Genomic DNA, 25,827 nt, shown 5'->3' with positions numbered 1-25,827 from the left:
CCTCCGCCAAAACTTTTTTTTACAACACATCTGCAAAACCTTTTTTCGTTTTCTGAAACCAAGAGTAGCCAGCCATAAAAACCACTAATCCGATGACTGTTCCGATGCCAAGCCAAGTCCAATTAGGCATTTCCCCCCATATGACTACCCTTCTCATGTCTTCAATTACATAACTTACCGGATTAATATAATAAATAATTCTTAAATTCTCAGGTATTGATGAAATGGGATAAAAAATTGGACTCATCAGCATAATCGCTTGCATGGCGATGCCGATGACTTGCCCCAAATCTCTTAAATAAACGCCCAGCGAAGCTAATATCCAGCCCAGCCCTAACGTCAATAATATCAAAGGCAGTAATACGAGCGGAGCTAAAAAAAGAGTCCACTGAAGAACACCAAGAATGAGTATAAGACTAACAATTAATAAAGCAAAATTGATTAGTGCATGGAATATACTCGCGCAAAGAATCGCGACCGGCATAATTTCCAGAGGGAAGACTACCTTTGTAACTAAATTTGAATTTCCAACTAACAAACTGGGAGCACGTGTAATAACCTCTGAAAAAATATTAAATACTATAAGTCCAGTAAACAAAACCAATGCATATTCCGCTTTATTTCCGCCAACCGTTCCCCATCGAGCTTTAAAGACTTCGCTAAAAACAAATGTATAGATTACAAGCATTAGCAAGGGGGTTATAAAGGTCCACAGCAGGCCTAAATAAGATCCTTTATATCTTCCTACGACATCTCTCTTAGTAAACTGATTCAATAAGTTCTTATTTGACCATAAGACTTTTAAAATTGAAATTGGCATCTAAGTACTCCTTAAAATTACTATATAATTTGATAATTCTATTCGTTAATTCAGAGTTTTTAACAATCAAAAAAATTGTATTAATTTGCCGTTTGTTGTTAGATTCTATTTAAGTAAAATCTCTGTTTCAAATAAGTTTAACAAACAACATGGTAAGATACTATTGTAATTCATCTCCCAATTAATGCAAGAATAGTTGTTTCTTTTCTAATTTCTCTTCACCCATAAATTGTAGATTTACGTTATGCTATTTGTTAGAATTAAGCCTAAATATCAAACTATGAATAATAAATGCTAAAGGAGCCTGCCAGTAATGAAAAAGAAAAATCCAACCCGACCCTCGAAAAATGTCATTTCTTCCGACATTTCTCTACTACAGTGGGCGGTTGTTGCAGCCGTAACACTCTTCTTATTTATTTTCCCGTTCCAAGTCGCATTATTTAATGGCATGACCTTTGACTATGAAGGCCCTCTCTTCGGGTTCATGATTTTCTCTTCCATAACGCTGCTTATCCTTGGCATTCGGCTCTTCAAAACATGGAGATTCGATGACTATCGCTTCATCCTTTCTTTGGGTGCATTATCGATTCCTTTCATGTACATGCTCTCTTCCATAAATGCTGTTTCTGCACATAATGCGAAACTTATGATGCAGCTTGAGTTTGTGGTAGCAGCTTTCTTTATCATTGGACTATATGTGGCGGAGAATAAGCGACATATGAGAGTAATCGAGCTGGCAATTCAATTGTCAGGTTATGTCGTTGTTCTCTACGGTCTTATGAATCTATTTGGGCAGGCCTTTTTCGTCAATGCACTGTGGCTTGCAGACAACGGATATCGATTAACTTCTATTTTTCAATATTCGAATTCCTATGCCGCATTCCTGACTGCCCTGTTTTTAGCTGGGTTATTCTCAGCCATACATACAAAACACTGGTACTGGAGAGCTGCTCACAGTTTCATGCTAGTCCCGATCTGGCTGTCATTAATGCTTACCTATTCGAGGGCTGCTCTTGTTTTTATTCCGTTTCTAATTCTTATTATTCTTCCTTTTCTGCGAATTGGCAAACAAATACTCTATTTAATATACATGGTTCTAGCAATTGTTTCATCTTTCGCTATTCTGAGTAAAATTGCAGCAACTGCGGATCAAATAGCCAAACTGCTGGATCCGGCCTCTAATCAAGGCAAAACACTCTCATTTTGGAATCATCTCCCCTTAAGCGGTTGGAGCCTAGTTCTGGGTATTTCGGTTCTTCTAGCTGCAATCATCACCTTCATGCATTCCAGGCTTTCGCAATGGCTGGACAATGCAACAACTAGACTCGGTGAGAAAAAATGGTCTTACGTCGCCGTTCCTGCCCTCTTCATTGTTGTTGGTGTGCTCGCGGCTGCCCTTGTATTTACGAGCAGCGGAGTTAGAAGCTTATTACCAGCAAGCATTGCAGACCGCATAGAGAGCATTAACCTGGAGCAGCATAGCGTGCTAGAACGTGAAACCTTCTACAAAGACGCCTTCAAGTTAGCAGCCGACTATCCTATTCTTGGTGCCGGCGGGGGTGCTTGGGGTGAAATTTATGAAAAATATCAAAACAATCCTTATTCCAGCAAACAGACCCACAGCTATTATCTTCAAACACTAGTTGAAATTGGATGGCTCGGTCTTATTGTTCTTCTCGGCTTTTTAGCGGCGGTTTACTACTTATTCATAAGAGCTTATATCAAAAATCCTGAACAACGGGGCAGTCAGCTCGTATTCTTCATCATCTCATTATCCATTCTGGTTCATAGCTCTGTCGACTTCGACATGAGCTATATGTATCTCTCTGCTCTGGTATTTCTAGGTTTAGGAGCTATGCTTGCACCTTATAACATCATCATTCCTAGATTTACGGCGTATAACCATCTTAAATGGCGGTTGGCATTCCCAGCAGCAATTTCATTAATGGCTCTAGTTCTATTCTTCTGGGTCTATCGGGAGTATGATGCCAATGTCAACTACAACCATGCCCTTGAAATGGCCATTGTAGAGAAAAAACCGCTTGATCAGATTCTGCCTTCACTTGATAAGGCCATTAAGATTTCACCTGACCATCCAGATTATACGCTTCGAAAATTAGACTGGATGAAGCAAGCCTACAATTCAACACAAGATGTGAAATATAGACAAGAGCAAGAAAAATTAATTACTCAACTGAAACATTATGCACCTTACAATCGTTTACTGTTTGTCGAGGAATATCAATATTATAAAAACGTGGGGAAAAGCGATATCGTGTTGTCAACAATTGATGAAGCTTTAACAACATTCCCGTGGGATATGAACTTCTATGAAGCTGGCATCATGGAATATTATTTGTTCGGTGACAAGGAGAAAACAATAAATTCCAAAGACACGGACATAAAATGGAATCATTCCCTCGAATTGTATAAAGAGGTATTAAATCGGATTGAGTATCTTAAATCACTTCCAACCGGGCAACTGCAAGGACGAGAGTTCAAGGTAACACCGACAATGAGACTAGCAATTGGACAAATTTATTACAATCGTCAGATGTATCATGATGTTATCGAGCTGTTAAAAGAAGATATCAATGGCGACTTTGCCAACTCTACCATTCGATCAGAGGTACACACGTATCTTGATGCTCTTCAAGCTATAGGACAGAAGGATGAAGCATTGAGTAATAAATTAGCTGAAGCAGAAAAGAAGGCACAAGAAGAATTAGAGAAAATTAATAAATAAGGATAAACCTACGGTAATTGTTAAGTTTTTGTAAATTTATGTTCCAATAATTTGTCTTATTATCTACTAATTCCCAAATAAGACCTTTATTAACACTCTTTCTTGTTATACACTTATAATCTAGCAATATGTCATCCCCTCTTGGAAGGAGGTGAAAACAAAATGAAAAAGGTAATCATGAGTAAAACCGCGGCACTTATCGCATCTTTGATGATTATTTCCATGCTGGTTCCTGTTCTTGCTTTTGCAGCTCCTAAGTTCGAGAATGTAACGATTACCTCGAATGGTACAGTTACCGGTCAAGTGTATGTTACAGACGATGTTTATACGCCTGGTATGAAAGTACCTGTGTATGTATACGCAAGTGACAACATGACTCCGGTAGGCGGCGTAGTATACGGTATTTATACGGCTAACGGGCATTATTCGTTTACGACTACTGTTCCGAGTGTCTCGTACGATACATACTACTTCATGCATTACGGCTCTGTAACTGAGAAAGTATACTACACTCCTTTTAACGGTGGTGGTGGTGGCGGCTTCCCAGGCACGGGTAACAGCAATTACGATGATCTATTCAAAGACGGTAAGGATGCAACGATTACTGCTGATTCCGACACAGTATCCATTCCTGCTGATAAACTGGTCGACGGTAATTCTTTGACGATTAAGAATGCTGATGGTACTTCCATCACACTTCCAATCGCTGCACTGAAACTAGCGGATCAAGCGAAATCCCTTGGGGTTGAGCTGAAAGACCTAGTAATCCGTGTAGAACTGAAGAAACTTTCCGGCGATGCTGCTAAAGCGGTAACAGATGCTGTCTACGAAATTGGTGCTGAAACACTGGCTGCGCCAGTTGATTTCAAAATCGTTGCAGTTGGTAACGGTAAAGAGCAACAAATCAATGACCTGGGCACGTACTTCAAACGTACGCTTCCAGTAACTGGTTCTGTTTACTCCGATAACACAGTTGGTGTTGTATACAATCCAGATACGAAAGAGCTGAACTTCGTTCCAGCTACATTCGCAACTGAGAATGGCATTACAATTGCTACACTGAACCGTACCAGCACAAGCATCTACACGGTTATCCAAACGGACGCTGCATCCTTCAAGGATTTGGCTGTTCATTGGTCCAAGAAAGAAGTTGAAGCTCTCGCTGGTAAGCTCGTTGTTAACGGAACAGGCGACAATATGTTCAGTCCGAACCGCAACATTACTCGTGCAGAGTTCGCAGCTCTAATCGTACGTGCTTTGGGTCTTGATGCTACTGGTACATCATCCGATTTCACGGATGTGACTGCTGGGCAATGGTATTCTGGTGCAGTAGCTACGGCTGCTGAAGCAGGTATTATCACTGGCTATGTAGACGGTACATTCAAACCAAACGCAACAGTCTCACGCAGTGAGATGTCAGCTATGATCTCTCGTGCATTGAAATATGCAGGGAAAGATATCAATCTGTCAGCTACGGAAGTAGCTGCAGCATTGGCTAAATTCTCAGACGCTGGTACATTAGGCTGGGCGAAATCTTACGTTGCTACTGCAGTTAGTGAAGGTTTGATCAAAGGACAATCCGCTAATAAATTGGCTGGTAACTCCCTTGCAACTCGCGCTGAAGCAGCTGCAATCGTATATCGTTTCCTTGGAAACGTTGGTTTCATCAACTAATTTCAGGTGAAAAAGGTGATCCTTCGGGGTCACCTTTTTTGTTCCGAATGAGAACGGAAAGATTTGTCTATGCTAACTCTGTTCCGCACTCTTTACCAGCGGACTTTACAAACATTTATGTTGCTTTATGTTACGAGAACATGGATAATGGGTAACAGGAAGAAATGGATAATACTCCCCTCAGGCAGTGTTATGAGTTTCTTTCCTTAGAATCATCAGAAATGCTTCATGGATGCGTTCTGATCGTTCAAAAAAAAACGATACATATACTTAGGAGGTTTTTGATTAATGGCACACCAACTACCTGCTCTGCCTTATGCAAACAATGCGCTTGAGCCGCATATCGATGAAACAACAATGATGATTCACCACGACCGTCATCATAATGCTTATGTAACGAACCTTAATGCTGCACTGGAGTCCGCTCCTGAGCTTCAAGGCAAATCCATTGAGGATCTGCTTGCTGATCTGAACAGTGTTCCAGAAGCTATTCGTACAGCTGTACGCAACAATGGCGGCGGACATGCTAACCACTCCCTCTTCTGGGAAACAATCGGACCAAACGCTGGCGGCGCACCAACTGGCGCGTTGTCTGATGCAATTGCTGGCGAATTGGGCGGTTTCGACCAATTCAAAGCAGATTTTGCAAAAGCAGCAACAACTCGTTTCGGCAGCGGCTGGGCATGGCTTGCGCTTGGCAAAGACGGCAAACTGAAAGTTTACAGCCTGCCTAACCAAGACAGCCCGATCTTCGAAGGCGACACGCCTCTTCTTGGTCTGGATGTTTGGGAGCATGCTTACTACCTGAACTACCAAAACAAACGCCCGGATTACATTGCAGCGTTCTGGAACGTTGTGAACTGGTCTGAAGTTGGCAAACGTTACGAAGCAGCAAAATAATCCGCTCAATAAAAAGAAACAGGACCTATGGCGAGCTCGCTCGCTGCAGGTCCTGTTTCTTTTTATTCGTTTTTGCATATGGGAATCACTAGCTTTAAGTGACTAAAACGATCTACTGCCCTAATATGGCCTAGCAGGCACACTGTGCAGCGCCCTTAATAGTTCCAAATTGAACTTTTGGAGCTCATCGTAAAATAGCCCATGCCCGCTCTTCTCAAATGGGATTAAATTTGAGCTGCGAATACCTCGATGCTGGATTTCCGCGAAAGGATACGGACAGATTTTATCCAGCTTTCCATGCAAAATGGTCGTTGGCAGCTGTACATATGGCAGATCTCCCCGCAGGTCTTCATCACGAAGCGCCTCTAGCCCTCTGATCGTTCCAATGGACGAGGCCTCGAAACCAAGCCCGTTAAACCAATTCCTAAACGGCTCGCTGACTGCTGTAGCAAAAAACATATTACCGAAATCCGTTACCATCTTGGGGCGATCGGCATATGTGGCTGCAATAAAACCATCGACTTCTTCCTTCGTCATCCCATACGGATAATCTGGGCGCTGTGTGAAGATTGGGGCTGCTGCTGCGGCTAAGATAAGCGAACGCATCCCATGGGCGCCATGTCTGGTTACATAACGAATCGCGATAGGACCGCCCATTGAGAAGCCGACCAGAGTTGCGTTATTGAGCCTTAGCGCATCTACAACAACTCGAATATCATCCGCCATCCGATTGTAATTATAGCTCTGCCAAGGAGCATCGGATTTGCCAAAACCTCGCAGATCCATCCGTATGCAGCGGTACCCGTATTGCGGCAGCATGTTAATTTGATACTCGTACATTTTATGATTAATCGGCCATCCATGTATGAAGAGCACAGGCCGTCCGTGACCTACTTCCTCAACATAAACCTTCACGCCTCTTTCTACTTCAATGTAAGTATGCATGAGAGATCCTCCTTTCTTATGATCCTTACGTTCCTATGTCTATACAATTTGAGAGCTAGATATTAATGAAGTTCTGGAAAATATACACGAAATAGGCGTTTGCCGCATAAAATGAATCGAGACATTAACCTATCTGCGCAGGAAAAGGAGACTATGTGCATGTCGTATAACTTGTACATCCCCGGTCCAGAACCGGGAAGCTACTCCAATACTTATCTTCCGTCTGCAGGCAGTGACTGCGGCTGCAGTCAGCCACGGGGATTATTACCCGGTGGACCTGGTGGTCCGGGCGGCGGAGGCATGATCCCCGGCGGACCTGGTGGTCCGGGCGGCGGAGGCATGATCCCCGGCGGACCGGGTGGTCCGGGCGGCGGCATGTTCCCCGGCGGTCCGGGTGGTCCGGGCGGCGGCATGTTCCCCGGCGGTCCGGGTGGTCCGGGCGGCGGCATGTTCCCCGGCGGACCGGGTAGTCCGGGCGGCGGCATGTTCCCCGGCGGACCGGGTGGTCCGGGCGGCGGCATGTTCCCCGGCGGACCGGGCGGTCCGGGCGGACCCGGTGGTCCTGGTGGACCCGGTGGTCCGGGCGGTATGTTCCCGCCTCCACCTGGACCGGGGCCAGGACCAGGTCCAGGACCTGGACCATTCCCGCCCCCACCACCGCCAGGGCCGGGGCCGTTTCCGCCTCCGCCTGGACCGTTCCCTCCAGGGCCGGGGCCGTTTCCTCCAGGACCGTTCCCGCCTTTCCCAGTACCGATTCCTATTCCGATCCCATTCCCACCTTTCCCGGGACCGTTCCCGCCAGGACCATTTCCGCCTTTCCAAAATTTCGTAACTGTCGTGATTAACGGCGGGCGCTTCTTCCCATGGGTTACACAGGCATATACGGTTCGCTTTTACCCTGGCATATCCATTTATCAGGCTCTAGTTTCAACAGGTGTAGTAAGATTCGGCTTTAATGGACAGATTCTAGCCGTTAACGGAATTGTTATTGCCGGCAGCGTCAATGCCATTCTCCGCTTGAACGGCCGTATTATACCGGAATCTCTCATCTATCTGCCGATCCGCAATCGGGATACCGTTTCTCTTGATCTCTTTGTTTCTGGCGGCGGAGTCTTCATCCCCCGTACTGAAACGGTTGATGCGGATGAATATCTTCAGGATCATGTCGTGAATAATTATGATCTGCTTCAACTGCAATCCGCGGATGACGGCGGTCAAAGCTAGTTTCCAGTCAATAAAAAAGGGTCTGATCAAAGTGAATATCACTTTGACCGGACCCTTTTACATGCTTGCTCCCTTAATGGGCGCTTGCTTCTTCCTTTATTGATTTCAGACGCTTCATTACATCATTAGCTCCACGGCCGAAGTAATCATGCAGAAGGTTGTATTCCGCATAAAGCTTGTCGTAGACAGCAACATTCTCAGGAATCGGTTTGAACGATTCCTCACGAACCCGCGCCATCGCTGCGGCTGCATCAACTACATTATCATATCCGCCCTTTGCGGCACCTGCTGCAACTGCGCCAAACATCGCTGCACCAAGTGCAGGCGTTTGCTTGGATGCCGCGACTTTGATCTCACGGTTCGTAACATCCGCATAAATTTGCATCAGCAACCGATTTTTCTGCGGCAATCCGCCGCATGCATACAGCTCGTTGACTTCAACACCGTTGTTGTGGAAAGCATCAACGATTTTGCGCGTACCGAATGCCGTTGCTTCCAGTAAGGCACGATAGATTTCCTGCGGCTTGGTGAGCAAAGTTGCTCCGATCAGCAGGCCCGTCAAATTCGTATCGACCAGCACGGAACGATTTCCATTCCACCAATCCAGCGCGAGCACGCCCGATTCGCCAACATTCAGCTCGGACGCTTTTTTCTCCAGCCATTCATGAACGTTAATGCCTTCTTCTTTCGCCGCATCCACGACGTAAGCCGGTACCGCTTCATCCACATACCAGGCAAAAATATCCCCAACCGCTGATTGCCCCGCCTCATAACCAAAATAACCCGGAATGATTCCATCTTCTACTACGCCGCACATACCTTCAACCTGCTTCTCTTCCGAGCCAAGCAGCATATGACAAATCGAAGTTCCCATCGCCATAACAAGCTTGCCTGGCGTAACAACGCCAACCGCCGGAACCGCTGCATGAGCATCAACATTACCAACCGCGATAGCCGTACCTGCAGCAAGGCCGATTCGTGAAGCCATATCAGCGGTCAGCTCGCCGGCTTTAGTTCCCAAAGGAACAACATCTCCGCGCAATTTGGTTTCGGCAAGGTTCTCCAGCTTCGGATCAAGCGCCTTGAAAAATTCGCTGCTTGGATAACCGTCCTTCTTATGCCAAATCGATTTGTAACCGGCTGTACAGCTGTTGCGTACGATATTGCCGGTCATTTGTCCGATAACCCAGTCAGTCGCTTCTACGAATTTATCGGCTGTATCGTAAATTTCCGGAGCTTCGTTCAGAATTTGCCATGCTTTGGCCAGCATCCACTCGGATGAGATTTTACCGCCGTAACGGGGAAGAAAAGCTTCGCCGCGCTGTGCAGCAACCTCATTCACAAGATTAGCCTCATCCTGCGCCGCATGATGCTTCCAAAGCTTCACCCAGCTGTGCGGGTTTTCCTTATAAGAAGGATTGAAGCAGAGCGGCTGACCGGCCTTATCGATCGGCAGCATCGTACAAGCAGTAAAATCGATACCGAGCCCGATAACCTCACTTGGATTCACGCCGGATTCCTTTATTACAGCAGGTACGGACCTTTCGAGCACTTCAATATAATCCGCTGGATGCTGCAAAGCCCAGTCATGCTCCAGCTTCAAGCCGGTTTCCGGCAGCTTCTCATCGATAACACCATGACGATAAGGGGTGACATGTTCTGCAATCTCGGCCCCATCCGCAAGACGAACAAGCACTGCACGTCCCGACTCGGTACCATAGTCAACACCAATTGCGTATTTGCTCATTATGGATCACTCCTATAAGTTTTTGCTAACTACTCTGAGATACTTCTTCGCGAGCAAAAACTCGCTCCGGAAGCACCACACACGTTTTTGAGATGTATCTTTGATTTGTTTTACTTTTGGCCATAATAGGCGTTTTGCCCATGTTTACGAAGATAATGGCGATCCAGCAAATCCTGATCCATTGGCTGTACGCTCGGATTCAATGCGAATGTGTGCAGTGCCATCTTGGCGACCTCTTCGACAACAACCGCGTTATGAACCGCATTGTGCGGGTCTTTGCCCCAGCAGAATGGAGCATGGCTGAAAACGAGTGCGGCTGGTACTTGATTCGGATCAATACCGCCATTTACAAAGGTTTCAATGATGACATTGCCGGTTTCCAGCTCGTAGGCACCATTGATTTCCTGCTCGGTCATCGGCCGCGTACACGGAATTTCACCGTAAAAATAATCCCCGTGCGTCGTACCGAGCGCAGGAACAGCGCGTCCGGCTTGCGCCCAGCTTGTCGCCCATGGCGAATGCGTATGAACGATACCGCCTATTCCCTTGAACGCCCGGTACAAAGCGACATGAGTCGGCGTATCTGAGGACGGGCGGAGATTGCCCTCCACAACATTTCCTTCCAAATCCACAATGACCATTTGCTCCGCCCGCAGCTCCTCATAAGGAACACCGCTTGGCTTAATGGCAACAAGGCCGCTCTCACGATCAATTCCACTGACATTTCCCCATGTGAACGTAACAAGACCATACTTAGGCAAATCCATATTCGCCTCATAAACCGCCTGTTTTAAAGCTTCTAACATGATGATAGTCCTCCTCCGCATTCAGCTGCACGAATCATGAATCGTTATTCTAGCTATCATTATAACTTGTACGTACAAGTGTGTCACGCCTTAATTTATCGCCGCTCGCGGAACTGGACCTGTGGAATCGCGCACGATCAGCTTCGGCTCGTAAAGGATGTCCTCTATACGGTCATGTCCCCCTTTAGGCTCCAGTAATCTTAGGAGCAGCTTCACCGCGTCCTCGCCCATCTTGGTCTTGGGATGTTCAAGTGTCGTCAGCTTGACCTCTGTTGCCGTCGCAAGCGAGGAATCGTCGAAACCAATCATCGACAAATCACCAGGCACGCTTAAGCCGCTGCGCCTAATGACATCAAGCAGCAGCACGGCCAGTTCATCGTTATAGCAGACGATGGCGGTCGGCCGGTCGGCCGCCTCCCGGTTAAGCAGCGCAGCCAGCGCTTCGGCAGGCCTGGTCTGTTTCTCCTCCGTCGAATAACGAACCAGATAGTCCGGAACGAGCGGAAGCTGGCGCTCCCGCAAGCTTCGCAGGAAGCCCCGCATCCGGTAAACCCCTTGAAAGTCATCGGTCTTGAAAAAGCCCGCTATCTTGTGATGCCCAAGCTTCGCCAGATGCTCCGCAGCGCGAAATCCGCCAAGCTCATCATCCACCTTCAGACAAGGCGCATCCAAATCGCTGTAGCGTTCATTGAGCATGACAAAGGGAATCTTCCTCGCTTCAAGCGCCAGGAAAAAATCCAAATTTGGATTTCCTTCAGCGCTCTTCGTAGGCTCGATAATAAGCCCATTCAACTGCTGCAGGAGCATGGATTCCAGGCTCTCTCGTTCTTTCTCCTTCTCATTATCTGTACTGGCCAGAAGCAGCCGCGCACCCTTACTGCGAAGAGCGGACTCCACCCCGCGGACAATCGTTGGAAAGATATAATTCGAGATATGCGTGGTCATAAGCCCAATCGTCATGCCCTGCTGGGCTGCGCTCTGACGGGCATTGTCCATAACTTCCGCCACGAAGGTTCCCTTACCCTGAGCACGGTACAGCCATCCGCCCGCCTCCAATTCACCGAGCGCTTGACGCACTGTTTGGCGGCTCATACCGAAACGGGCGGCGATTTCATTCTCAGACGGCAGCTTATCATGCGGTTTAAACTGCGCCGTAGCAATCCAGGATACAATCTCTTCTTTTAATTGCATATATTTGGGGGGAAACTGTTCTTTCACTTGAAACCTCCTATAACATCTCGCGGTCATTCATAAACGCATCAACTTGTATGTGATAAGTATAACATGCCCTCAACTTGTACGTACATACTGAGCCCGGATCGGCCATGCTTGTCTCTATAAACTTTTTGACAGCGGTCTGTGCAGAGGATAACATGAGATGTAAATGGACCATTAAGGGGTATTTGCCATGTTCAATAGAGGATCCACAGCCGCAGCGGAAACGGAAGATAACTTCACCGAATCCCAGGACAAACCAGCGGGACTCGGCTATATTCGATTCATTATACTGCTGCTTGCCGGTTTGTTTCTGATCAGTGTGATGATTCAGGTCTTTCTGGCCGGTATGGCCAGTCTGGTGAACGCCTCCCATTGGCAGGAACACCGGAGCTTCATTCATTATTTTGAGATCATTCCCGTGGGGATCTTTGTTCTCTCCTTCATCGGCCATGTACGCGGCGCAGTCCGCTGGCTTGGACTGATGATGATTCTATTCATCGGTCTTCAATACATGACAGCCAACATGGCCAGCCGGCTACCTGCACTTGGCGCTTTGCATCCTGTGCTTGCTCTCTTCTTATTCTGGATTTCAATCGTTGCCGTGCAGAAGGCTTACTTCGCATGGAGAAATGGAGTTCGCAGCGACTAGCTTGCAATAGGAATAAACAGTACAACAATAAGCCGCGTGTCCTTCGGTGATCCACCAAAGGGCATGCGGCTATTTATGGTTCCCGGCTATCTTCAATTCTTCTGGCTCACTTCACATTCACGACAAACGGGACGATGATGACGCTGCCACCCCGCTGAAACTGCCCCCAGATTTTGTACTGTCCGCTCGTTGGGAATGTTGTAGAAAAAGTCGCAGCAGGGCCGGCGGTCCGTTCATTCATCGGATGCACATGCAAATAATGCTCGATTTCGCTGTCCACGATCACGACATGGCCAACCGAGCCTAAGTATGGCTCCAAATCCGTCACCGCAGCCCCGTCAGCCCGCTGTTCAAAGGTAAAGGTCATCTCATCCTCTACTCCTGCTTGCGGCGGATGGGCGAAATTCAAATTAACGTTCATCCCTTCGGCACTGCGCTCAAGCTGCTTATCCGGCAGCAGAACCGGCTCATTCGAAGCTTCACCCTGCACCCTCGCCCAGTCGCTTCGCCATATTGATCCGGAACCAACCGGACGAAAATCAGCAATCAGCTTATAATCGCCGGCAGCAGCGAAGGTTATCGGCACTTCAAAGACACCGGTTTCCCCCGCATCCACCGGATGCACATGCATGAACCGGGACAATCCCCGGCTTACAATAATGAGATGAAGCTTCTTCTCATGGTTGACCTCAAGCTGTTGTGCGGGAACCGGCATTCCCTCTGCATCCAGTATCGTCAAGCGCAAAGTGGCTGGCTCGCCCGCCCGCGGCATACCATCTGCCCATGCCCACTCCACCTGCATACCGCCCGGATTGTCCGGAGCGAGCTCCATCTCCATATCCATATCCATGTCCATATGTTCATGGTGGGAATGCGCATCCTGTTCGACATCCGGTACAGCGGCAAATGCCTCTGCCTGACTCCTCGTAACGGCTGATGTTTGATGTGCGGCCTGTGCGCCCCCAGTCTTCACAAGCGGATCCGCACTCACTCCGTATCCGATGCTTCCCATAACCAGCATCACAACAGCCGCTGACAGCAGCGTCTGCCGCATCGCCATCTTTTTCCTCATCGTTATGTAAGTGCCCCCGCTCTCTTATTGAACCGAGGGCAGCCAGGCATCATGCATGGATAATTGCCGCAGTTACCCTCAGTTGTTCGTAATTCCAAGCCGTTTCAGCATATATTCTCTTACATCGCGGCCCAGGTCCTCGCGTTCTAACGCTAAATCAATGGTGGCCTGAACGAACCCAAACTTATCCCCTACATCATATCTGCGTCCGCCGAATTGAAAGGCTCGCAGCGGCGATTGAACATTCAGGCGCTGCAGGCTGTCCGTCAGTTGAATTTCTCCGCCTTTTCCAGGCTTCGATCTCTCCAGATAGTCAAAAATCGCCGGTTCAAGTATGTATCTCCCCACAACAGCAAGGTTTGACGGAGCTTCACCAGGGGCCGGCTTCTCCACCAAATCACTCACACGGCCGGATACATCGCCATTCTCCAAAGCAACGATGCCGTATTTATGTGTCTGATCCCAAGGAACCTCCATAACCGCAACGACCGAAGACCGCTGCGCTTCGTAGATCTGAATCATCTGCTTCAAGCAAGGCGGCTCCGATAATAAAATATCATCTCCAAGCAGCACGGCAAACGGCTCGTTTTCCACAAAATTACGCGCACACAATACAGCATGCCCGAGCCCCAGCGGCTCGCGCTGCCGAATATAGCAAATATCCGCCATGTGTGAGATGCTTTGCACCAGCTCCAGCATTTCCGCCTTCCCATGCGCTTCAAGCTCATTCTCCAGCTCCACTGATTTATCAAAATGATCCTCGATCGCCCGCTTGTTGCGCCCGGTTACAATCATGATGCTTTCGATCCCGGAGGCAACCGCTTCTTCAACGATATATTGAATAGCAGGTTTATCGATGAGCGGCAGCATTTCCTTCGGCTGCGCCTTAGTTGCCGGCAAGAACCTCGTGCCCAGTCCTCCAGCGGGTATAATTGCTTTACGCACACGTTTCCCAGTCATGTGTTGTGCCTCCTCCTCTTTGTTATTTTCATCATAACCGTATTTTTCTAAACGTTCTATCTGTTACAAGAAAATAATGTTATCTGCTCCAGACCGGCATATATGTTTGGTCGGTTTGAAACTTAAAAGGGCAGCTTCAATATATATGCAAGCGATAAAGGAGGAATACCATCATGTTCATTAATCGGACTATTCATACTTCAAAGCGTGATGAAATGATAGATATTACACGCGAAATCAGTTCTATTGTGGATAAAGAGCAGGTGACTGAAGGCATCGCCGTGATCTACTGCCCCATACAACGGCAGGAATTACCATTCAGGAAGATGCCGATCCCGACGTTTTGCATGATGTTCTCATGAGACTCGGGTGAGGTCTATCCTTGGGAGCACCCCAAATATAGACATGCGGAAGGGAAAACCGCCTTGATAGCCTCACTTGATTCCAGTTTCAATTTTGGCACTGCATCCCCATCCGAGCTGCGCTTGTATTCCACTAGAACTTTACTTTCGGTCACCATCCGGCACTTTCTTTTCCAGGACTGTTGACATCCTCTACCCTCCTTATTTATAATAATTATAATTTAGAATTAATTATTATCTAGTTTCAATTCACCCATACAGAGGTTAAGAAGAGGAGAGATGAGTCATGGAACAAGTCATCATCGTAGGAACAGGTCCAGCAGGATTAACTGCGGCCATTTATCTTGCACGCGCCGGTTATAGCCCGCTTGTTTTGGAAGGCCCGCAGCCTGGCGGACAGCTGACAACAACAACCGAGGTGGAGAATTATCCCGGATTTGCAGATGGGATTCTCGGTTCCGAGCTGATGTCGAATATGCGTACGCAAGCCAGCCGCTTCGGTGCCCGTTTTCAAACTGGCTGGGTGCAGTCCGCCGAGCTCTCGGAACGCCCTTTCAAGCTCACGCTTGACAATGGAAGTCAGCTAATTACGCAGACTATGATTATTTCTACGGGTGCTTCGGCAAAATATATGGGTATCCCTGGCGAACGTGAGAACGTTGGACGTGGTGTCAGCACATGTGCGACCTGCGACGGATTCTTCTTCCGCGGCAAAAAAATCATCGTTGTCGGCGGCGGTGATTCCGCTATGGAAGAAGCGGTGTTCCTGACCAGGTTCGCTTCAGAGGTGACCCTCGTCCATCGCAGAGATGAATTGCGCGCATCCAAAATCATGCAGGACCGGGCTCGCGCCAACGATAAAATCAAATGGAGCCTGAACGTGACTCCACTTGAGGTTGAAGCCGCTGAGCAGGGGCTGTCCGGCCTTCGCGTACGCGATAACGTTACCGGTGAAGAGTCTCTGCTCGAGGCTGATGGCGTCTTCCTAGCGATCGGACACACACCGAACACCACATTCTTAGGCGGACAAGTTACGACAGATGAGCAAGGTTATATTGTTGTGACTCCCGGCACATCGCAAACGAATCTTCCTGGCGTGTTTGCTTGCGGTGACGTACAGGACCGTCATTATCGTCAAGCTATAACCGCTGCAGGAAGCGGCTGCATGGCGGCTCTGGACAGTGAGCGCTATTTGGAAGCTGCAGGCGAAGTCAGCTCTGCAGAAGAAGCAGTGCAGGTGTAAATGAGATTATTAACTAAGGGAGCGTGTTCACAATGACCAAACTACACGATATTCTTAACAAACAAATTTCCACTTGGAGCGTTCTTTACGTCAAGCTGCATAACTATCACTGGTATGTAAAAGGCAATCAGTTCTTCACCTTGCATGTGAAATTCCAGGAGCTGTATGAAGAATCGACCTTGCATCTGGATGACCTGGCTGAGCGTTTGCTTGCTTTGGAAGGTAAACCTGCTGCGACGATGAAAGAGCATTTGGAGCTCTCCGGCGTCAAAGAAGCGACAGGCAAAGAAACCCCGGAGGAAATGGTGGATACCCTTATCGCTGATTTCTCAAATGTGGCAGGCGAGCTCAAAGAAGGCATGGATCAAGCTCAGAAGAAAGGCGACGAAACGACCGGCGATATGCTGCTGGCTATTCACAAATCGCTCGAGAAACATATTTGGATGCTCAAAGCGTTTAACGGCCGTTAATAGGAATGCCGTTAAACCGTTATTGAAGAGGCCGTTCGAAGCAGATTCCTGCTTTGAACGGCCTCTTCTTGCTGTATTCAATGTGGTATACATTTAACCATGTGAGAAGCGCTGCCTGTATTTGCGCGGCGATATCCCTTCAAATTTGGAGAAGCAGGAAGTGAAATACGCCGCTTGATTGAATCCCACCTCTTCCGCGATCCTCGCAATTGTGCGGTCTGTCTGCAACAGCATCAGCTTGGCCTGTTCGATTCGGTATTGAAGCAAATACTCCATCGGCGAGCAGCCGTATTCCTTCTGCATGCAGCGGGCAATATAGACCGGATGAAAATTCATGCTCTCTCCCATTGCCTGGGCCGTTATTTCTTCCCGGTAATGCTTCCTCAGATATGCGGCTGCCTGCTCGGCACAGGCTGCACTTGGCGTGGAGCTGTCCACTTCATTGGATGCGGACAGCTGTTCAATCACATCTTGAAAAAGCACCTGCTGCTTCCATTTCGACCCTGTCAAATGGGCGCTCTGGTTCAGCTGGACAAGCTGCTGCAGCACTACCTCCATTTTCACGCGCTGCAGCACTTTGACAAATTGGGGAAGCTGAATTTGAAAGGTCTTCATATTGTAGTACTGCTCCGGCAGATTCTCTTCATTCCAGTCCATCCTAGGCAGGGGCGGCATCGTATCTCCTGCCGACCAATTCCCCGCCGTCTGAAAATGCAGCCAATAATAGGAGGTCAGCTCTTGGCAGCCTTTCATGCCATAATGATAGCTGTCAGGTTTCAAAATTAAAGCGCTTCCTTCTTTAACTTCATATTCCCGCTCCTCTTCCCCGATGAATAAGCAGCCCTTTTGAACGACAAGAAGGTCAAACACCCGGATGTTACGGCGACTGACATGCTTAATGTTAATGCCATTATTCGTATAACCGCAGGAGATAAAATAAGGCAGCGGGGGAACTGTGAATTGCAGCATGTGCATCGAATGGCCCCTCCAAGCTTCAAGGTTGGAAAATTGAAAGTTTACGTTCAAATACTGATACACTGAAATGAGTATAGCATCTATAATTTGTTCAGACCACATATTCCGGGATTCCAGAACCGAAGTTGCCTATTGAGGCAGGAGGAAGTTGATTATTATGAATGACCGTTCGCAAATGAATAAATTCTCGCTTTGGCTGCTTGCATGGCCGATCTTTATCGAAGTCTTTCTGCAAACCCTGCTTGGTACCGTAGATACGCTAATGGTCAGCCGGATCTCGGATGACGCGGTTGCGGTGGTAGGCTTTTCCAACCAGCTCTTTAATGCGTTAACTACCTTGTTTATAACCATTGCCGGCGGTGCCGGTATTCTGATCGCGCAGAAGCTCGGGTCCAAACGCTCCGAGGAAGCGCGTACGATTGCAATCATCGCGGTAAAAGTCAGCGGGATGATCGGCTTGGCACTGAGTGTCCTGCTTTATCTGGAACCGCATTTCATCGCACGGCTGCTTAATTTGCCTGAACGGCTGCTTCCGCTCTCGGATACGTATATCTCGATCGCTGGTGGCGGAATGGTCCTGACAGCGCTTATGGCTGCACTCAGCACCGTTATCCGCAATACAGGCAATACTCGAGGGCCTATGTACACGGCAGTCGGCATCAACATCGTCCACGTACTGCTCAATTATGCTTTTATCTTCGGAGCATTCGGCTTCCCGCAATGGGGATTAACGGGTGTGTCCATCTCTACGTTAGTCAGCCGGCTGCTCGCCGTTATTTTGTTATTCTACATGTTCATCCACTCGTTTGAACGCAAGGTTGGAATCGCGGATATCCGGCTCAAAGACCGTAAGCTGTTCAAGGAGGTTCTGCGCATTGGGTGGCCGCTTGGCGTCAATATGTCCTGCTGGGTATTCTCGCAGCTGGCGATCTATACGTTTCTGGCTGTGCTTGGAACGAAGGAGCTGGCTGCTCGAACCTATATGAATACGCTGGAATCCTTTTGCTTCATGCTCGGATATGCTTTTGCCCTCGCCGTGCAGATTCAAATCGCGCATCTTTATGGCGCCAAGAGAACCAAAGAAGCCTATCAGAGCGCCTATAAGGCACTGGGTATCGGACTTATCGTCGTATCCTTTAATGCCCTGCTGCTGTTTCTACTCGGCAAGCAGCTGCTCGGACTGTTCACAGACGACAAGGAAATTGTCGCGATGGGGATATCGCTGCTCGCTCTCAACTTCCTCCTCCAGCCCGGCAAAATGCTGAATATGGCCCTCGGCAATGCCCTTAATGCGGTCGGGGATACCCGCTATATGATGATCATCTCCATCGTATCAATGGGAATCGTCGCAACTGGCTGCTCGTATGTACTCGGCATTCATCTCGGATGGGGATTGATCGGCATTTACTGCTGTATGATTGCCGACGAATATGTTCGGGGCATTCTGATTCTCTTCAGGTGGAAGGAAAGGAAGTATCTCAGGAAAGTGGAGGATGGTTCGCCGGTTAACCATTTGGATGCTCCACGGGGCGGGGTTCGTTTGGAGGTTTAGTTTGGATTCCTGCCTAGGGAGATTAAGAGATGAAGTGATTAAGAGAGTAGAAGATGAAGTGCATAAAAGATTAAGAGCAAGAATGTCCGGGGCTGTGCGTGGGCTCCAATCGCTGTTGAAGTCGTGTTCTTATCCGAATTTATCATAAGGGTAGAACTCGACTTCAAAGGCGATACGTAAACTTTCCGCTCCACACTCATCCCCTCCCATTCCCAAATACAAACGCTTAAGATCATCCAATCAAAACTTATTGTGATAGCAGAAAGAAGGGCTGTATCCCGGTGAATATTTCGGGATACAGCCCTTTTGATTAAAGGAAAATTAAATCAATTTCGCTTGCTGCAGGAACAGTTGAATGATTGCTGCGGTTTCCGCTCTGGTGATCGTTTTTCCAGGCATCGCATAACCATTGTACCCTTGGATGATTCCGAATTTAACCGTCAGCGCGGCTGCCAATCTTGACGCTGGTTTGAATTGACCGGCGTCTTTAAATACACTAAGCTTGCCGCTTATTTCCTGCTCGGAGATTTCCAGATTCATCCCGGCTAATTTCATGGCTTTGTAGATTATAATCATCGCTTCTTCTCGGGTCAGCTTCTGATTCGGTTTGAAGGTATTGTCTGTATTCCCTTCAACCAGACCGTATGCTGCAGCGATGGAGACGGCATCATAGAACCAATCTTTCTCGTGCACATCCTTGAACTGGGCAGGCTGATCATTGGCATGCAGGCCTAATGCCCTGACAACAATCGTTGTAAATTCCGCGCGTGTGACCTCTTTATTCGGCTGGAACTGCTTCTCATTCACACCTTGCAGAATCAGTCTTGCAGCCATGTCTTCGATGCTGCTGCGCGCCCAATGGTTCGTAATATCAATAAAAGATTTTTCATTATAGATAACCGTGTAAATGCCGTTAGTCAGACTCCGGATGACAGCATAATATTTGCCATCCTTTTGAATAATCCGGGTAGGTACAGCAGTGACTTTACCATTCTCCGCCACAACTACACCCGTCGTAATTTTCTTCGGATCCATATCGTCCAGGATCGTTATCGTTCGCTGCGCGAAGGAATTGAATTTATTAATTTCAACGGTTTTGTCATTGTAAGCCGCTGTGATGCTGAAATTCACCGCCGGTGCGACTAAGGTGATTTTACCCGCTTGATTGCGGATGAAATCCACTTTATCGTCCGGTAATTTAGTCATTTCAATACTTATCTTTTTGATATCCTGCAGGTGGATGTTAGGGCCGAGATTCTTCAGTACTTGGTTCAGATTAAACTGGTTCGCAGAAATCGTATAAGAAGCATTCTCGTTTTGAACTTGAATAGAAGCATTCTTATTATTCAGAGTTTGAATAATGCTTCCATTTAGCTCAACAATTACAACGTCAGCAGTATTGTTAACCCGTATAATTATTTCCGGCTTATTCGATGTATTCTGGAGCTCCTTCGTTAATTTGTTTTCATCTATGGTGATTGTTGTTACAAGATTGCCGTCAGTTGTCTTAGTCGAACAAGAAGCAATTTGATCATGAACAACCCCATTAATGATTAATTCTACACAATCGTCAGATCCATCTGAGCCTGGATTAGGATCAGTTACCGGACCCGGATTAGGATATACGATTCTAAAGGCGATGGTTGCTTCGTTAGTCGCTGGATCTGTAACAACAAGCTTATACTCCCCGCCTGTGCTGATGGTAGTTCCCGAAGTAAAGGGGGAACCATTCAGCGTTGCCGTGCCTTCGTTAAAAGTGACGGTTGTATTAGTGGAGTAGCTCTCCCCGTCAACAACACCTGTCACCACAGGCTTCGTCTTATCGATCGTGAAGGAAACGGTGGTGCTGTTTCCTGCCGCATCAATTACGATTAACTCGTAATCGTCCTCAGCTGTGATCGTCGTGCCTGATGTGAATGCTGCGCCGTTCAGGGTCGCCGTTCCTTCGCTATAGGTGACGGTCTTATCGGAATTGTAGCTGGCACCGTCTGTTACTCCCGATACCGTCGGAGCCGTCTTATCGATGGTGAAATGCACAGTCGTGCTGTTGCCCGCTCCATCCGTTACGATAAGCGTGTGCGGTGTCTCCGCACTCACCGTTGTCCCGGATGTGAACGCATTGCCATCCAAGGTCGCGGTGCCTTCGTTGAAGGTAATGGACTTGTCGCTGTTATACACTCCGCCTTCAACTACCCCTGTCACCACAGGATTCGACTTATCAATCGTGAAAGATACGGTCGTGCTGTTGCCTGCCGCATCAGCCACAACAAGCGTATAGTCGTCTTCAACTGTAATCGTAGTGCCTGAACTAAAAGCTGTACCGTTCAGCGTCGCCGTCCCATCACTATAAGTAACGGTCTTATCGGCATTGTAGCTGGCACCGTCTGTTACTCCCGTTACCATTGGGGCCGTCTTATCGATGGTGAAATGCACAGTCGTGCTGTTGCCCGCTCCATCCGTTACGATAAGCGTGTGCGGTGTCTCTGCACTCACCATTGTCCCGGACGTGAACGCATTGCCATCCAAGGCCGCGGTGCCTTCGTTAAAGGTGACGGTCTTGTCGCTGTTATACACTCCGCCTTCAACTACGCCTGTCACCACAGGATTCGTTTTATCAACGGTGAAGCCTACGGTCATGCTGTTACCTGCCGCATCAGTCACAACAAGCGTATAGCCGTCCTCAACTGTAATCGTAGTGCCTGAACTAAAAGCTGTACCGTTCAGCGTCGCCGTCCCATCGCTAAAAGTAACCGTCTTATCGGAATTGTAGCTGGCACCGTCTGTTACTCCCGTTACCGTCGGGGCTGTCTTATCAATCGTGAAGTGAACCGTCGTGCTGTTGCCTGCCGCATCCGTCACGACAAGTGTATGCGGATCCGGCGCCTCTGCACTAACCGATGTTCCAGACGTGAACGCATTGCCATCCAAGGTCGCGGTACCTTCGTTAAAGGTGACGGTCTTATTGACGGTATATAACCCGCCTTCAGCAACACCCGATACTAGAGGTGCAGCTGTATCCAATGTAATCGTGTCACTATAAACCGGAGAGGCCGCTAAAGAAGGATCCCGGAGCTGATAATATACCGTTTTAGCGCCATCACCGCTGCTAAGTGTCCAAGACTTCGTGGAATTGTAGGGCTCCCAGCTGGACCAAGTCTTGTTATCGTTGGAAACTTGCATCTCCATGGCGTCGCCGTCAGGATCATTTCCTGCAAGATTCAAAGTCACTGCTGTTGAATTCGCAGCTGCCGCAGCACTATTAATTGAAATTGAGCCGGTTGGAGGTTGGTTGACTGTGTAGGTAATAACTAGTTTGGGACGATAAAGTACGTTCGACTCTTCTTTCAAACCGCCGATGATTCTTGAATCATCCAGCGACTCATTTCCCGTGATCACAAAAGTAACGTTCCGATCGCTTGCATTTGTATGATCTTCAACGAGACTTGTAACGTCGAACAATAAATTTTGCCCTCCGATTATCTCACTGTCTTCTTTGCGGACGTTCTCGGCATTGCTCCAGCTTGGGAAGGTCGAATCGGTGTCCAGCATGGCGTTATCTGATGAACCCCAGACATCTAAGTGAAAGCTGTTTCCCGCCGGATTTTCTTTTGTAATCACATGAATCTGCAGTTCATATTTAATTACCGTTCCGGGAATTGGACCGCTTGAGTCGAGATTGAAACGAATAGCCCCGCGTGAAATATAGTGTACGCCGCCATATAAATCCCTTCCTGCATAAAATCGCCCGGCTGTATCGTTATCTAAGACACCAAACTCTTCATCGTACATTAAGTCTGCCTGAGCATCCAAGGCCAGAGTCACTGGGGGGGCGGCGCTTACTCGCTGGCTCAACCAAGAATGAGGGAATAATCCGATTAGCAGAGCAGCAATTAGAATGATTGCTATCTTTCTTAGACTCATTACAAACCTCCCATTTCATAGGAATACTGAGATTAAAAACAACAATGACCTGAGGTCCATATTGGAGTCAGGTCATGAAGGCTGGAAGCGACGTGCAAAAGGTGTTATTGTCTTGGCGGGTATATCCCAGTAAGCGAAATTATATAATTTACCCCTACATAAGGCTGCATGTTATTATGCGGCTGGCTTCCGCCCGAGACTTGAACAGCCTGCGGGCTCATCGAATGATCCGGAGCTGCACTGTATATTTGCGGTCCTCTGAGGCCTGCCGTGTTCGTCCAAATTGCGTTTGTAGGATCGGCTGCACCTTGTGAAGACTGAGCATTAGGCACATGGGTATGGGCAGGAATTTCATTAATATTCAGTACAACCGAGGAGCCTCCACCGCTCTCCCCTACGGTTCTGGCTGTCAAACCCGGTCCTTCTCCTTGGTGCAGTGGAGCGCGGCCCTGTAAATCCGGCAGAGCAAAGGTAACCCTTCCATCTCCGCCATATTGAGTTCCCAGTAAAGAAAATAACGCTGTATTTTGCGCGATCGATAGCAATTGTCCATTGCATAACGCCCAGTTCCTGGGGGCAAAGCTGCCTGCGAATAATCGAATCTCTCCAATATAGGAATCCATTAGCTTACCTCCTAGTTCCGCGAAGGGAATATTCCGGTTAATGCAATACAATAATTTAAAGCAAGGTAGGGCTGCATATTCGGGTGAGCCTGGCTTCCTCCCGCATTCGATAAAGCATTAGGACTCATTGATGTATTCGGACTGGCCGTATATGAATTCTCCTGTGCAGGTCCCCATACATTCCCCGCCGGCTTGTTAGAAGTAGAGCTGCTCGTATTGGCCATGACTTGATGGTTATGCTGAGGCATTTCGTTGGCAGTTAAGGTATGCGCCTCTTCCCCTGCCGCTTGGCCGAGCGAGACGCCATTCCCAGGATGCACTGCCGCTCTTCCTCTAAGGTCAGGCAAACAGAAAGTCGTTATGCCATCCCCCCCGTATGTCGTTCCTAATATCGAGAACAAAGCCTGGTTGGTATTAATAGGCAGTAATTGTCCGCTGCATGCTGCCCAGCCTCTAGGTTCAAATCCGAATGCAAAAGCTTGGATTTCACCCAAGAACGGTTCTGACATCCTAACCCCTCCTTTATTTGATTACCTTAATTAGTTCTGGGATGGGAAAATTCCCGCTGTAGCGATAATGAAGCTGATCGTCAGGAAAGGCATCATATTATCATGCGGTTGACTTCCACCCGCCGGTGCAACTGCAGCAGGGCTCATCGTTCCATTCGGCACACCTGCGACATATTGTTTCCCGCCTTCACTTAAGCCCCATACCTGATTAAGCGGGGTTGTGGAATCACTTGTGCTTGAATTTGCGGATACACCGTGGGTATGAACCGGCATTTGCTGCGGAATCAAAATAGTCGTCTCGGAGCCGGATAATTGACCTAATGTGTAACTCGTGCCTGTTGTGTGGTTCGTTCCTGCATGAAGAGGAATTCTCCCTCTCAAATCAGGCAGCGCGAAGGTATTTACCCCGTCCCCTCCGTAAGTGGTGCCCAGCAAGGTGAATAAAACATCATTTTCACTAATAGACAGAAGACTTCCATCACAAAAAGCCCATCCTTGCGGTGCAAAATTACCGGCGAACATACGAATTTCGCCTATGTAACATTCACTCATCTCTTATTCCCCTTTCATAGACCAATCGTTGAATGCAGAGGCTTCCAAACCATTTTCCAATAGAAATCCAGGGATTCGGACAGCTGGAACCCAAGCCGTTCATACAAACGTCTTGCTGGATTATATGGGGTGACATGGAGTTCTATGATTTGTTGGTTCATTAAAGCTTCTTGCTGCAGATTCTTAAGGATGGAGGTCCCGATTCCACGATTACGAAATGGCGGAAGGAGCGAAATGTCAATCAGGTGAATTTTCTCCGCCGCCTTGTTGAGCATCATACGCCCCGCATCTGTCCCCTCATAAGAGAGGATCAGATTCTCTGAATCCGGAAACTGGAGCTGATAGGAATTTGTTTGCATGCGCCATTGCATAGAGAGAAAGGCCTTACAATCTTTGTCTTCCCACCCCCAGGCTGAGACCTCTTCCAATCTTGTAGAAGAATAGACTTCACATAAAAACAAATCATCTTCCCTTGCGGCTGTCCTGGTTTCCATCATAGGCCAAAATACCTCGAATACATTTGATATATGAAAATTTTACCATATAAATTTGGTTAAATATAGCAGAAAAATGCCGACTCACGTTAAAAATGGTTAATCGGAAATTTGATTGCTGTTGACGGTTATTCTTATTGAATTTATGAGGTCTGGGGAAAAGATATGGGCTGTTCCAAATCTTAACGAAAATGGGGCAAACCCGTATTGCACTTGTGTGAACGACTTGCAGCGTGTTCGGCATTCGCGGTTTCATTCTGCATTGTTCGCAGCTCCCGGCACGTGGCAGGCCGATAGGTATCGGCAGCCAACCGCATGACGCATGCGCATCTATTTATACTGGATTTTTACAGCTATTTCGGGCT

The 25,827-nt window shown here is 47.8% G+C and carries 21 protein-coding genes and 1 pseudogene; 9 read left to right on the top strand and 13 right to left on the bottom strand.

Features of this window, described 5'->3' with window-relative positions; translation table 11 throughout:
• Positions 1 to 19: 19 nt before the first annotated feature.
• Positions 20 to 820: an ABC transporter permease gene (locus ACFPYJ_RS11865; RefSeq protein ID WP_379188349.1), complete on the bottom strand. Its 801-nt coding sequence runs from the start codon at positions 818 to 820 to the stop codon at positions 20 to 22.
• Between the two features lie 313 nt (positions 821 to 1,133).
• Here ACFPYJ_RS11865 and ACFPYJ_RS11860 point away from each other — a divergent pair, with 313 nt between their 5' ends.
• The 3 genes from ACFPYJ_RS11860 (at position 1,134) to ACFPYJ_RS11850 (ending at position 6,140) form a co-directional block, all read left to right on the top strand.
• Entirely contained in the window at positions 1,134 to 3,566 is a 2,433-nt protein-coding gene (locus ACFPYJ_RS11860) for an O-antigen ligase family protein (protein WP_379188348.1), read from the top strand.
• Between the two features lie 162 nt (positions 3,567 to 3,728).
• Positions 3,729 to 5,240 (top strand): S-layer homology domain-containing protein, encoded by a 1,512-nt coding sequence (locus ACFPYJ_RS11855; protein WP_379188346.1) that lies wholly within the window; start codon positions 3,729 to 3,731, stop codon positions 5,238 to 5,240.
• Positions 5,241 to 5,528: 288 nt separating this feature from the next.
• Positions 5,529 to 6,140: a superoxide dismutase gene (locus ACFPYJ_RS11850; protein ID WP_379188345.1), complete on the top strand. Its 612-nt coding sequence runs from the start codon at positions 5,529 to 5,531 to the stop codon at positions 6,138 to 6,140.
• A 120-nt stretch (positions 6,141 to 6,260) separates the two neighbouring features.
• Here the strand turns inward: ACFPYJ_RS11850 and ACFPYJ_RS11845 are convergent, their stop codons facing one another.
• The gene (locus tag ACFPYJ_RS11845; protein ID WP_379188344.1) at positions 6,261 to 7,085 is read right to left on the bottom strand and encodes an alpha/beta fold hydrolase; all 825 of its coding nucleotides are present in this window, start codon (positions 7,083 to 7,085) and stop codon (positions 6,261 to 6,263) included.
• 159 nt (positions 7,086 to 7,244) lie between these two features.
• On the opposite strand from ACFPYJ_RS11845, the gene ACFPYJ_RS11840 reads away from it, so the two are divergent.
• Entirely contained in the window at positions 7,245 to 8,309 is a 1,065-nt protein-coding gene (locus tag ACFPYJ_RS11840) for a hypothetical protein (protein WP_379188343.1), read from the top strand.
• 73 nt (positions 8,310 to 8,382) lie between these two features.
• On the opposite strand, the gene ACFPYJ_RS11835 is transcribed toward ACFPYJ_RS11840, so the two are convergent.
• The 3 genes from ACFPYJ_RS11835 to ACFPYJ_RS11825 form a co-directional block, all read right to left on the bottom strand.
• Positions 8,383 to 10,059, bottom strand: coding sequence for a ribulokinase (locus ACFPYJ_RS11835; protein WP_379188372.1), 1,677 nt, complete (start codon positions 10,057 to 10,059; stop codon positions 8,383 to 8,385).
• 107 nt (positions 10,060 to 10,166) lie between these two features.
• Positions 10,167 to 10,862: an L-ribulose-5-phosphate 4-epimerase gene (gene araD / locus ACFPYJ_RS11830; protein WP_379188342.1), complete on the bottom strand. Its 696-nt coding sequence runs from the start codon at positions 10,860 to 10,862 to the stop codon at positions 10,167 to 10,169.
• A 90-nt stretch (positions 10,863 to 10,952) separates the two neighbouring features.
• Complete coding sequence (locus ACFPYJ_RS11825) at positions 10,953 to 12,080, bottom strand: GntR family transcriptional regulator (RefSeq protein ID WP_379188341.1); 1,128 nt, start codon at positions 12,078 to 12,080, stop codon at positions 10,953 to 10,955.
• 190 nt (positions 12,081 to 12,270) lie between these two features.
• Between ACFPYJ_RS11825 and ACFPYJ_RS11820 the strand changes: the two genes are divergently transcribed.
• Positions 12,271 to 12,729 (top strand): DUF6220 domain-containing protein, encoded by a 459-nt coding sequence (locus tag ACFPYJ_RS11820; protein WP_379188339.1) that lies wholly within the window; start codon positions 12,271 to 12,273, stop codon positions 12,727 to 12,729.
• Between the two features lie 106 nt (positions 12,730 to 12,835).
• Here the strand turns inward: ACFPYJ_RS11820 and ACFPYJ_RS11815 are convergent, their stop codons facing one another.
• Together ACFPYJ_RS11815 and galU are read right to left on the bottom strand one after the other, a co-directional pair.
• Positions 12,836 to 13,801, bottom strand: a complete 966-nt coding sequence (locus tag ACFPYJ_RS11815) for a hypothetical protein (RefSeq protein WP_379188338.1) — start codon at positions 13,799 to 13,801, stop codon at positions 12,836 to 12,838.
• Between the two features lie 78 nt (positions 13,802 to 13,879).
• A complete protein-coding gene (gene galU, locus ACFPYJ_RS11810; protein ID WP_379188337.1) occupies positions 13,880 to 14,761 on the bottom strand; it encodes a UTP--glucose-1-phosphate uridylyltransferase GalU in 882 nt (293 codons plus the stop codon).
• A 173-nt stretch (positions 14,762 to 14,934) separates the two neighbouring features.
• Here galU and ACFPYJ_RS11805 point away from each other — a divergent pair.
• From ACFPYJ_RS11805 to ACFPYJ_RS11795, 3 genes and pseudogenes are all read left to right on the top strand, one after another.
• Positions 14,935 to 15,186 (top strand): annotated as a pseudogene (locus ACFPYJ_RS11805) (secondary thiamine-phosphate synthase enzyme YjbQ); the annotation flags it as partial.
• Between the two features lie 223 nt (positions 15,187 to 15,409).
• On the top strand, positions 15,410 to 16,366 hold the full coding sequence (gene trxB / locus ACFPYJ_RS11800) for a thioredoxin-disulfide reductase (RefSeq protein ID WP_379188336.1): 957 nt from the start codon (positions 15,410 to 15,412) through the stop codon (positions 16,364 to 16,366).
• Positions 16,367 to 16,398: 32 nt separating this feature from the next.
• On the top strand, positions 16,399 to 16,836 hold the full coding sequence (locus ACFPYJ_RS11795; RefSeq protein WP_379188334.1) for a Dps family protein: 438 nt from the start codon (positions 16,399 to 16,401) through the stop codon (positions 16,834 to 16,836).
• Between the two features lie 93 nt (positions 16,837 to 16,929).
• On the opposite strand, the gene ACFPYJ_RS11790 is transcribed toward ACFPYJ_RS11795, so the two are convergent.
• A complete protein-coding gene (locus ACFPYJ_RS11790) occupies positions 16,930 to 17,811 on the bottom strand; it encodes a helix-turn-helix domain-containing protein (RefSeq protein WP_379188333.1) in 882 nt (293 codons plus the stop codon).
• A gap of 157 nt (positions 17,812 to 17,968) precedes the next feature.
• Here ACFPYJ_RS11790 and ACFPYJ_RS11785 point away from each other — a divergent pair, with 157 nt between their 5' ends.
• Positions 17,969 to 19,363, top strand: coding sequence for an MATE family efflux transporter (locus ACFPYJ_RS11785; protein WP_379188332.1), 1,395 nt, complete (start codon positions 17,969 to 17,971; stop codon positions 19,361 to 19,363).
• Between the two features lie 321 nt (positions 19,364 to 19,684).
• Here the strand turns inward: ACFPYJ_RS11785 and ACFPYJ_RS11780 are convergent, their stop codons facing one another.
• From ACFPYJ_RS11780 to ACFPYJ_RS11760, 5 genes are all read right to left on the bottom strand, one after another.
• Positions 19,685 to 23,284 (bottom strand): S-layer homology domain-containing protein, encoded by a 3,600-nt coding sequence (locus tag ACFPYJ_RS11780; protein ID WP_379188331.1) that lies wholly within the window; start codon positions 23,282 to 23,284, stop codon positions 19,685 to 19,687.
• A gap of 104 nt (positions 23,285 to 23,388) precedes the next feature.
• Complete coding sequence (locus tag ACFPYJ_RS11775) at positions 23,389 to 23,907, bottom strand: phage tail protein (protein WP_379188330.1); 519 nt, start codon at positions 23,905 to 23,907, stop codon at positions 23,389 to 23,391.
• Between the two features lie 11 nt (positions 23,908 to 23,918).
• Positions 23,919 to 24,416, bottom strand: a complete 498-nt coding sequence (locus ACFPYJ_RS11770; protein ID WP_379188329.1) for a phage tail protein — start codon at positions 24,414 to 24,416, stop codon at positions 23,919 to 23,921.
• 30 nt (positions 24,417 to 24,446) lie between these two features.
• Complete coding sequence (locus tag ACFPYJ_RS11765) at positions 24,447 to 24,968, bottom strand: phage tail protein (RefSeq protein WP_379188328.1); 522 nt, start codon at positions 24,966 to 24,968, stop codon at positions 24,447 to 24,449.
• A gap of 14 nt (positions 24,969 to 24,982) precedes the next feature.
• Positions 24,983 to 25,465, bottom strand: a complete 483-nt coding sequence (locus ACFPYJ_RS11760; RefSeq protein ID WP_379188327.1) for a GNAT family N-acetyltransferase — start codon at positions 25,463 to 25,465, stop codon at positions 24,983 to 24,985.
• Between the last annotated feature and the right edge of the window lie 362 nt (positions 25,466 to 25,827).

The sequence above is a fragment of the Paenibacillus solisilvae genome (assembly GCF_042656405.1).
Classification (GTDB): Bacteria; Bacillota; Bacilli; order Paenibacillales; family Paenibacillaceae; genus Paenibacillus_Z; species Paenibacillus_Z solisilvae.
This window is presented reverse-complemented; position numbering and strand designations above follow the sequence as displayed.

Coding starts and splice junctions, on each gene's coding strand:
- ACFPYJ_RS11865 (WP_379188349.1), bottom strand. CDS start 820: ATGCCAATTTCAATTTTAAAAGTCTTATGGTCAAATAAGAACTTATTG.
- ACFPYJ_RS11860 (WP_379188348.1), top strand. CDS start 1,134: ATGAAAAAGAAAAATCCAACCCGACCCTCGAAAAATGTCATTTCTTCC.
- ACFPYJ_RS11855 (WP_379188346.1), top strand. CDS start 3,729: ATGAAAAAGGTAATCATGAGTAAAACCGCGGCACTTATCGCATCTTTG.
- ACFPYJ_RS11850 (WP_379188345.1), top strand. CDS start 5,529: ATGGCACACCAACTACCTGCTCTGCCTTATGCAAACAATGCGCTTGAG.
- ACFPYJ_RS11845 (WP_379188344.1), bottom strand. CDS start 7,085: ATGCATACTTACATTGAAGTAGAAAGAGGCGTGAAGGTTTATGTTGAG.
- ACFPYJ_RS11840 (WP_379188343.1), top strand. CDS start 7,245: ATGTCGTATAACTTGTACATCCCCGGTCCAGAACCGGGAAGCTACTCC.
- araD (WP_379188342.1), bottom strand. CDS start 10,862: ATGTTAGAAGCTTTAAAACAGGCGGTTTATGAGGCGAATATGGATTTG.
- ACFPYJ_RS11820 (WP_379188339.1), top strand. CDS start 12,271: ATGTTCAATAGAGGATCCACAGCCGCAGCGGAAACGGAAGATAACTTC.
- ACFPYJ_RS11815 (WP_379188338.1), bottom strand. CDS start 13,801: ATGAGGAAAAAGATGGCGATGCGGCAGACGCTGCTGTCAGCGGCTGTT.
- galU (WP_379188337.1), bottom strand. CDS start 14,761: ATGACTGGGAAACGTGTGCGTAAAGCAATTATACCCGCTGGAGGACTG.
- trxB (WP_379188336.1), top strand. CDS start 15,410: ATGGAACAAGTCATCATCGTAGGAACAGGTCCAGCAGGATTAACTGCG.
- ACFPYJ_RS11795 (WP_379188334.1), top strand. CDS start 16,399: ATGACCAAACTACACGATATTCTTAACAAACAAATTTCCACTTGGAGC.
- ACFPYJ_RS11790 (WP_379188333.1), bottom strand. CDS start 17,811: ATGCACATGCTGCAATTCACAGTTCCCCCGCTGCCTTATTTTATCTCC.
- ACFPYJ_RS11785 (WP_379188332.1), top strand. CDS start 17,969: ATGAATGACCGTTCGCAAATGAATAAATTCTCGCTTTGGCTGCTTGCA.
- ACFPYJ_RS11780 (WP_379188331.1), bottom strand. CDS start 23,284: ATGAGTCTAAGAAAGATAGCAATCATTCTAATTGCTGCTCTGCTAATC.
- ACFPYJ_RS11775 (WP_379188330.1), bottom strand. CDS start 23,907: ATGGATTCCTATATTGGAGAGATTCGATTATTCGCAGGCAGCTTTGCC.
- ACFPYJ_RS11770 (WP_379188329.1), bottom strand. CDS start 24,416: ATGTCAGAACCGTTCTTGGGTGAAATCCAAGCTTTTGCATTCGGATTT.
- ACFPYJ_RS11765 (WP_379188328.1), bottom strand. CDS start 24,968: ATGAGTGAATGTTACATAGGCGAAATTCGTATGTTCGCCGGTAATTTT.
- ACFPYJ_RS11760 (WP_379188327.1), bottom strand. CDS start 25,465: ATGATGGAAACCAGGACAGCCGCAAGGGAAGATGATTTGTTTTTATGT.